A 6769-nucleotide genomic window follows, 5' to 3' on the forward strand; every position below is an offset into this window, starting at 1 on the left:
ACTGGGCCACCGTCAGTGCCGCCACCCTACTCAGCATCGCGCCGCTGCTGGTGGCCTTCCTGCTGTTCCAGCGCCAGTTCGTGCAGTCGTTCCTCAGGGCGGGAATTCGCTAACCCACCCGATTGACTACCCTTGGGGTGGATGCACGACCCGAGGAGAGATGTCATGGCTCAAGGACAGACGACGGGGAAGGGCAAGCAGGCCCAGCTCTACCGTATGGTCATGGAGGAGCACCTGTGCCCCTTCGGCCTCAAGAGCAAGGACCTGCTGAAACGCAAGGGTTTCGAGGTGGAGGATCACCACCTGACCACGCGGGAGGAGACGGAGGAATTCAAGCAGACGCATGACGTCGATACCACGCCCCAGGCCTTCATCGATGGCCGGCGCATCGGCGGCTACGACGAGCTGCGCGAGTACTTCGGCAAGGACTCGCCGGGTGAGGACGAAACCACCTACCAGCCGGTGATCGCACTGTTTGCCACGGCGCTACTGATGGGGCTTGCCGTAAGCTGGACCGCGACCGGTTCCTTGCTGAGCGCGAGGATGCCGGAGTACTTCGTGGCCATTGCCATGACTCTGCTGGGGTTGCAGAAGCTCAAGGACGTGGAGAGCTTCAGCACCATGTTCCTCAACTACGATCTGCTGGCTCAGCGCCAGGTGCGCTATGGCTACGTCTACCCCTATGCCGAGACGCTGGCGGGCATCCTGATGCTGGCGGGGGTCTTGGTCTGGCTGGCCGCTCCCGTAGCGTTGTTCAGCGGCACGGTGGGTGCCGTCTCGGTGTTCAAGGCGGTCTATATCGACAAGCGTGAGCTCAAGTGCGCCTGTGTCGGTGGCGACAGCAAGGTACCGCTGGGCTTCGTCTCGCTGACCGAGAATCTGATCATGGTCGGCATGGGCATCTGGATGCCGTTGCGCATGTATGTGCTGTAGTGCCGCCCCCTGGGCTCGCCATTTGGCACTCGCTCAGTCGTAGCGGTACCGTCATGTTCCTGCGAGTCTTCAAGCTGGTAGCGGGCCGTCCTGCAGTTGCGCCAGCACGCTGCGGTTGCGCCCCTCGCGCTTGGCCTGGTAGAGCGCCTCATCGGCACGCAGGAGTAGGGAAGAGGGAGTCATGCTCGAGGTAGGTCGGACCACGGCAGTGCCGATACTCACGGTGACCACGGGCGAATGCTTGACGCCTTCGTTGGGTATGGCAAGTGCCTCGATGCCGCGGCGGATACGCTCGGTGGCCTGGTAGGCCGAGGTGGTTGAAGCATTCGGCAGCAGTACGACGAACTCCTCACCACCATAGCGCACCACGAGATCGCCCTCCTGGCGCACATGGCGCTGTATTTCCACCGCGACCTGACGCAGGCAGGCATCCCCCTGCAAGTGCCCGTAACGGTCGTTGTAGTTCTTGAAGCAGTCTATGTCGATGACCAGCATGCCCAGCATGGTGCGCTCATTGCTTGCCTCCTCCCAGCGCTGGATCAGCATGTTGTCGAAGTGACGACGGTTGGCCACGCCGGTCAAGGCATCGGTCATCGAGATTCTGGTCAGGGTCTGATTGTCGTGCAGCGCTTCGCTCGCCCTGAGCTGCTCGCTCAGCAGCAGTAGATAGGAAAATCGCTCGCTGGCTTCCAGGCGGAAGTTGGCTACCAGTGTGAAAATGGCGCTCGAGGAAAAGACAACCATGGTGTTGATCTTTACGGCACTGTCCATGTAGCCATAGGCCGCCACGAAGCCCGTCATGATGATGCCACAGAGCAGCGACGATACGATGGCGAAGCCGAACCGTAACGAGAAGAGGATATTGCCCGCCACCAGGATCAAACCGAACGAGAAGGTATCGAGAAAGGAATAGGGGGCCTTGGAGGCAAAGAAGATCAGGTTGGAACACAGCATGGCCAGGATCAACGTGGCTGACATCGTCGCTTCCCGCATGACCGGCGACAGGCCGCGGTGTACGCTGTAGAGAGCTGCGATTCCCAAGGGAGTCATCAGGCCGAAGCGGACCCAGGCGGAGAAATGGAGTGACTCGGGACGAATGACGTAGTCGTTGAAGATGTACAGGTCGTAAATGACCAGCGCCACGATGCCGGCGATCAGCAAGTGTCGACTGCGTCGAGCGGCGGTATCCGCCTCGAAGCGTGCTTCTACCTCGGGACTGAAACGCAGCCGATACCAAGGTCGGCTCAGGTCCGACTCAACGGCTTTCAGCAAGGTTTCTTTCACAGCCGGTCCCTCACGTGATGGCACCAATTTATAGGCTTGGTGCTCTGAAAGGGTTATCGGCCAAGCTTGAACTGACTTTACCTTTTCCTCTTCTCCCCACGGATGTTCCCGACCCGCTTCGCCAGTTCGAAGACGTGATAGTCCTGGGCACCGAGATCTTCCAGTGCCGTGGCGAGATTCAGCAGATAATCGCGGTTGGGGCCGCTGGGACCGTGTGCGGCGGCGATCTGGTAGGCAATCTCGTCTAGCGGGGCTTCGCCGAGAAAGGCGGCATTGTCTTCAGCAGCGAGATAAATGAGCCCTTCGGCACGGTCGCCGTCAGCGAAATGCAGCGTCACTTGCTCGCGTAGATAGCCATTCTTTTCGCGTACGTCCAGCGGGCCGAGTACATCGGCATCGATGCGATAGGCCATGCCGTGGCAGATCGAGCCGGGTGACTCGACCAAGGTGGCCACCCGGCCTGGCGCTCCGGGGGTGCCGCGGTGGTCGTGAGAACCCTGCCAGAAACGTCGAGCCCACCCTTCGATATGCGCAGGACGACGTTCATGGAAGGCAAACTCGGCCTTCCATATCAGCGAGCCGTAGCCGAACAGCCACAGCGACTGTCCGGCCGTGAAGAAGTTTCTTTCCCGATTGAGTCCTGTGGTGTCGAGTGTCATAAGCTGCGCGTGGCTCTGCGTATGAGAGGTTGGGTCAGGGTTTGTGCCATGAGCACGCCGGCCAGCACCAGCACGCCACCGACCAGGTGGAACGCAGCGATGTTCTCACCGAGAAAGGCCATGGCGATCAGCGCGCTGAACAGTGGCATCAGATTGATGAAGATGCTGGCCTGGCTGGCGCCGATCTGCCGGATTGCCCGCATCCACAGATAAGTCGTGATGATGGAGGCCGGAATACCGGCGTAAAGGATCAACCAGACGTTCTGGCTATCCACCGGCGTCATCGGCCCCATCAGGTAGGGGGGCAGCAGGAACAGCACGGCGAAGACCACCTGAGCGTACAACAGCACCCAGGGGGGCAGGTCCAGGGGCCAGCGCTTGAGCATCACGCCGTATAACGCGTAACAGGTGGCGGCGATGACCATCAGCAAGTCGCCCAGGGCCACCTCGAGCTGAAGCAGTGAGAGCGGGTCGCCACGCCCGAGCAGCACCATGACGCCGAACAGGGCAAGCAACCCCCCCAGGGTACCGCCGAGGCTCGGGGCCTCGCGCAGGATCAGCGCGCTGAGCAGCACCGTGAGAAGAGGCACCATGGCGGCGAGTATGCCCATGTTGGTGGCCGAGGTAGTCTCGGCGGCGACATAAGCGAGCCCTTGCCAAAGCCCCATGCCCAGCAGACCCAGCATGGCGAGCTTGGCCCACTGCCGGCGAATGGTATGGCGGTGCTGCCAGGCGGCCGGCAGCAGGAAGGGGGTGAGCAGGACCAGTGCCAATAGCCAGCGCAGAAAGGCGATGCTGCTGGGCGCGATGGCGCCCACGGTAAGCTGGTTGATGGTCATGTTGCCCGACCAGATCAGCACGGCGCCCAGCGGGGCCAGAAAATAGAGCAGCGGCATGGCAGTCTCTCGAACAGGGAGCCGGCCCCGATGTCCCGGAGCAAGCGGAAGGCATCATGATATAGAGCTGTCCCTGCGGTGCAAATCATGAGTAGGCTAACCGTGTTGCCGCTTGCCGCACCTCGGCTGGCACTCGCCTCGGTTGGTCTACCCTAAGGGATGCGAGTACTGACACACACAACGTTAGCGTCGAGGTGAAACCATGGAACTACGACACTACGGATGGGTGGCACTGTGTGCCGCATTGGGACTGGCCGGTTGTGGCAACGAGGCACAGGCTCAGGACGATCCCTCGCTCGAAGATGCGGTTGCCTATGCTGGGCGCTGGGCCACAGAGCCGGCGCTGTGCGGGCGCGACGGTGAAGAGGACCGTGCCATCACCATTGGCCCATCGCGTTTCGAAGGGACAGAGGTCTCCTGCGAGATGGAGGTGACGGAAGAAGGGAGTAACGCTTGGGAGGCTCAGCTCGACTGCCCAGGCGACAATATAGCGAATGACGAACGGCTTCGTATGTCCCTCGAGGAGGAGGATGAGGTGATGACGCTGACCTACCTGGATCGCGAGGACCACGAAGTCACCTTGATGCGCTGTCCTGGGCCGGGAGAGTGAGCTGCGCGTCTAGGCATTACCCATGAACAACCGAGCCCCACACCGGTGGGGCTCGGTTGTTCATGGGTGTCGAAACCGGGCGCAGCTGACCCGTGCCCGGCATGGTCGGTCAGACGCCGAGAATCTCCTTGGCTTCGTTCAGCGCTTCCTCGGATTGGTCGTGATCGCCGTCGTTGTGGTACTGCTCGCCCTGTTCGCGCAAGTCACGTACTCGCGCAAGCTCGTCTTCGCTGAGCTGGGCAACCTTTTCATCATCCTCCAGCGCCTGGTCGATATCGGACATCAGCGCCGGGCACATGTGTGCCCAGGCAGGTGCCATGAAAGCCATCAGTACCAGTGCGGCAAAGAGTTTCCTGAACATGGTGCTTTCTCCCGTTGGGCTAGACCCTAGCGACTCCACCCTGGGGCCGGCCGAATGTTGTTGTGTTCGTCTGGTTTGCCATTTGGGCGTTACGCAGGGCGTCGTCGCACCGTGTCATGGCATTGGCGATGTCAGTATAGATGGCCGCTGCATTTCCATCAGAAACCTTGCGCGCCTGCCATGCTGAACGGTAGTACATGGCGAATGGAGAGTCAGGCCCGTATGTTACATACGATGACGAGGCATCATTTTTCCAAAATAAAGGATACGTTCCGTGATGAATAACCCGAACGACCCGGATTCGCCTCCCCTGTCGAGCGACATGCAGACGGACTATACGGTTGGCCAGGACAACATCGAAGGCCAGCTGGGCCCCATCGGCTTCGACATCCACAACCGGGTCTTCGTCGTCTCGGCACTGGCGTCGGTGGTGTTCATCGTTCTCACCCTGCTGTTTCCGGAGCGGGCGGGGAACATGTTCCAAGCCATCGTCGCATTCGCCACCGGCACCCTCGATTGGTACTTCATGCTGGTCGTGGATTTCTTCATCCTGTTTTGTATCGCTCTCATCGTGTTGCCCTACGGCTCGGTGCGCCTGGGTGGTCCCGATGCGCGGCCGGATTACGGCTACCTCTCATGGTTTGCCATGCTGTTCGCCGCCGGCATCGGCATTGGGCTGCTGTTCTTCGGCGTGCTGGAGCCGGTCTACCATGCCAACGTTTCGCTGCCGCTGGGCGTTGCGTCGCCGTTCGGGGCCGACGGCGAGCTCGACCTGGCGGCCGTTCCCGAAGCGACGGCCCTGGGTTTGGCCGGCACTTACCTGCATTGGGGTATCCACGGCTGGGCCGTGTATGTGGTGATGGCGCTGGCCCTGGCGATCTTCACCTACAACAAGGGGCTGCCATTCTCGATCCGCTCGGCATTCTTTCCCATCCTGGGTGAGCGGGTATGGGGCTGGTGGGGGCACGTGATCGACATCCTGGCGGTGTTTTCCACGTTGTTCGGCTTGGCCACCTCGCTCGGGCTCGGCGCGCAGCAGGCCAATGCGGGGATGAATTTCGTCTTCGGCCTGGAAGTCAGCGCTACCGCTCAGGTGATCATCATCCTGCTGGTGACAGCGGTGGCGCTGGTCTCGGTATGGCGCGGTCTCGAGGGCGGGGTGAAGAAGCTCTCCGAGTTCAACATGTGCATGGCCGTGCTCTTCTTCTTCTTCGTGCTGCTGGCCGGGCCGACGCTGGTGGCCTTGAGCGGCTTCTGGATGGGGCTGGTGACCTACGTGACCGAATTCGTTCCGCTATCGGCTCCCTTCGGTCGTGACGACGATGCCTATCGTCAGGATTGGACGATCTTCTACTGGGCCTGGTGGATCAGCTGGGCACCGTTCGTGGGCATGTTCATCGCGCGGGTGTCGCGGGGGCGCACGGTGCGCGAATTCGTGACCTGCGTTCTGCTGATCCCCAGCCTGTTCATCTTCATCTGGATGGGAGTCTTCGGCAGCGTCGCTCTCGATCAGCTCTATGCCGCACCCGATACCAGCCTGGTCAGGGAGTACGTGATCGACAACTACCGGCCCGAGCTGTCGCTGTTCGGCATGCTCAACGAACTGCCGCTGACAGGTCTGATGTCGACCATCGGTATCGCCCTGGCGTTGATCTTCTTCGTCACTTCGTCGGATTCCGGCTCGCTGGTGATCGATACCATTACCGCCGGCGGCAAGATCGATGCGCCCAGGCCTCAGCGTATGTTCTGGGCCGTGGTGGAGGGTTTGATTGCCATCGTGCTGCTGCTAGGTGGCGGCCTCGCGGCCCTCCAGGCCGGGGTGACGGCGACGGCGATACCTTTCTCCATCGTGATGCTGCTGATGTGTTACACCATTATCAAGGCGCTCAACGGTGAGCTGCGTCACCGGCGCGCTGGGGAGGCGTGATCGAGCGCTGCGGCGCGCTCGAAATTGGCCGGGCGCGGGCGCTGGGGGGTGGGGCGGGCGGGCGGGGGGGTTGGCCGCGGGGGAGGGGGGGGGTTCGCG

7 protein-coding genes and 1 pseudogene are annotated in these 6769 nt (G+C 61.5%); 4 read left to right on the top strand and 4 right to left on the bottom strand.

Going from position 1 to position 6769, the window contains the following annotated elements:
- A pseudogene (locus AC2VNO_RS09480) lies at nucleotides 1-113 on the top strand (carbohydrate ABC transporter permease); the annotation flags it as partial.
- 52 nt (nucleotides 114-165) lie between these two features.
- Nucleotides 166-933: a MauE/DoxX family redox-associated membrane protein gene (locus AC2VNO_RS09485; RefSeq protein WP_486933907.1), complete on the top strand. Its 768-nt coding sequence runs from the start codon at nucleotides 166-168 to the stop codon at nucleotides 931-933.
- Between the two features lie 69 nt (nucleotides 934-1002).
- On the opposite strand, the gene AC2VNO_RS09490 is transcribed toward AC2VNO_RS09485, so the two are convergent.
- The 3 genes from AC2VNO_RS09490 to AC2VNO_RS09500 all read right to left on the bottom strand — a co-directional run bounded on the left by AC2VNO_RS09490 (nucleotide 1003) and on the right by AC2VNO_RS09500 (nucleotide 3772).
- A complete protein-coding gene (locus AC2VNO_RS09490) occupies nucleotides 1003-2205 on the bottom strand; it encodes a GGDEF domain-containing protein (protein ID WP_486933908.1) in 1203 nt (400 codons plus the stop codon).
- 89 nt (nucleotides 2206-2294) lie between these two features.
- Nucleotides 2295-2876 carry a gamma-glutamylcyclotransferase gene (locus AC2VNO_RS09495; RefSeq protein WP_486933909.1) on the bottom strand — a complete coding sequence of 194 codons (582 nt, stop codon included), beginning with the start codon at nucleotides 2874-2876 and terminating at the stop codon, nucleotides 2295-2297.
- A complete protein-coding gene (locus AC2VNO_RS09500) occupies nucleotides 2873-3772 on the bottom strand; it encodes a DMT family transporter (RefSeq protein ID WP_486933910.1) in 900 nt (299 codons plus the stop codon). Before AC2VNO_RS09500 ends, AC2VNO_RS09495 begins: the two co-directional genes overlap by 4 nt.
- A 202-nt stretch (nucleotides 3773-3974) precedes the next feature.
- On the opposite strand from AC2VNO_RS09500, the gene AC2VNO_RS09505 reads away from it, so the two are divergent.
- Nucleotides 3975-4382: a hypothetical protein gene (locus tag AC2VNO_RS09505; RefSeq protein ID WP_486933911.1), complete on the top strand. Its 408-nt coding sequence runs from the start codon at nucleotides 3975-3977 to the stop codon at nucleotides 4380-4382.
- A gap of 109 nt (nucleotides 4383-4491) precedes the next feature.
- Here the strand turns inward: AC2VNO_RS09505 and AC2VNO_RS09510 are convergent, their stop codons facing one another.
- Nucleotides 4492-4743: a hypothetical protein gene (locus AC2VNO_RS09510; protein WP_486933912.1), complete on the bottom strand. Its 252-nt coding sequence runs from the start codon at nucleotides 4741-4743 to the stop codon at nucleotides 4492-4494.
- A 277-nt stretch (nucleotides 4744-5020) separates the two neighbouring features.
- On the opposite strand from AC2VNO_RS09510, the gene AC2VNO_RS09515 reads away from it, so the two are divergent.
- Nucleotides 5021-6670, top strand: coding sequence for a BCCT family transporter (locus AC2VNO_RS09515; protein ID WP_486933913.1), 1650 nt, complete (start codon nucleotides 5021-5023; stop codon nucleotides 6668-6670).
- The last annotated feature ends 99 nt before the right edge of the window (nucleotides 6671-6769 follow it).

It is taken from the genome of Halomonas sp. TH-94 (assembly GCF_057473365.1).

Coding starts and splice junctions, on each gene's coding strand:
- AC2VNO_RS09505 (WP_486933911.1), top strand. CDS start 3,975: ATGGAACTACGACACTACGGATGGGTGGCACTGTGTGCCGCATTGGGA.
- AC2VNO_RS09500 (WP_486933910.1), bottom strand. CDS start 3,772: ATGCCGCTGCTCTATTTTCTGGCCCCGCTGGGCGCCGTGCTGATCTGG.
- AC2VNO_RS09485 (WP_486933907.1), top strand. CDS start 166: ATGGCTCAAGGACAGACGACGGGGAAGGGCAAGCAGGCCCAGCTCTAC.
- AC2VNO_RS09495 (WP_486933909.1), bottom strand. CDS start 2,876: ATGACACTCGACACCACAGGACTCAATCGGGAAAGAAACTTCTTCACG.
- AC2VNO_RS09510 (WP_486933912.1), bottom strand. CDS start 4,743: ATGTTCAGGAAACTCTTTGCCGCACTGGTACTGATGGCTTTCATGGCA.
- AC2VNO_RS09515 (WP_486933913.1), top strand. CDS start 5,021: ATGAATAACCCGAACGACCCGGATTCGCCTCCCCTGTCGAGCGACATG.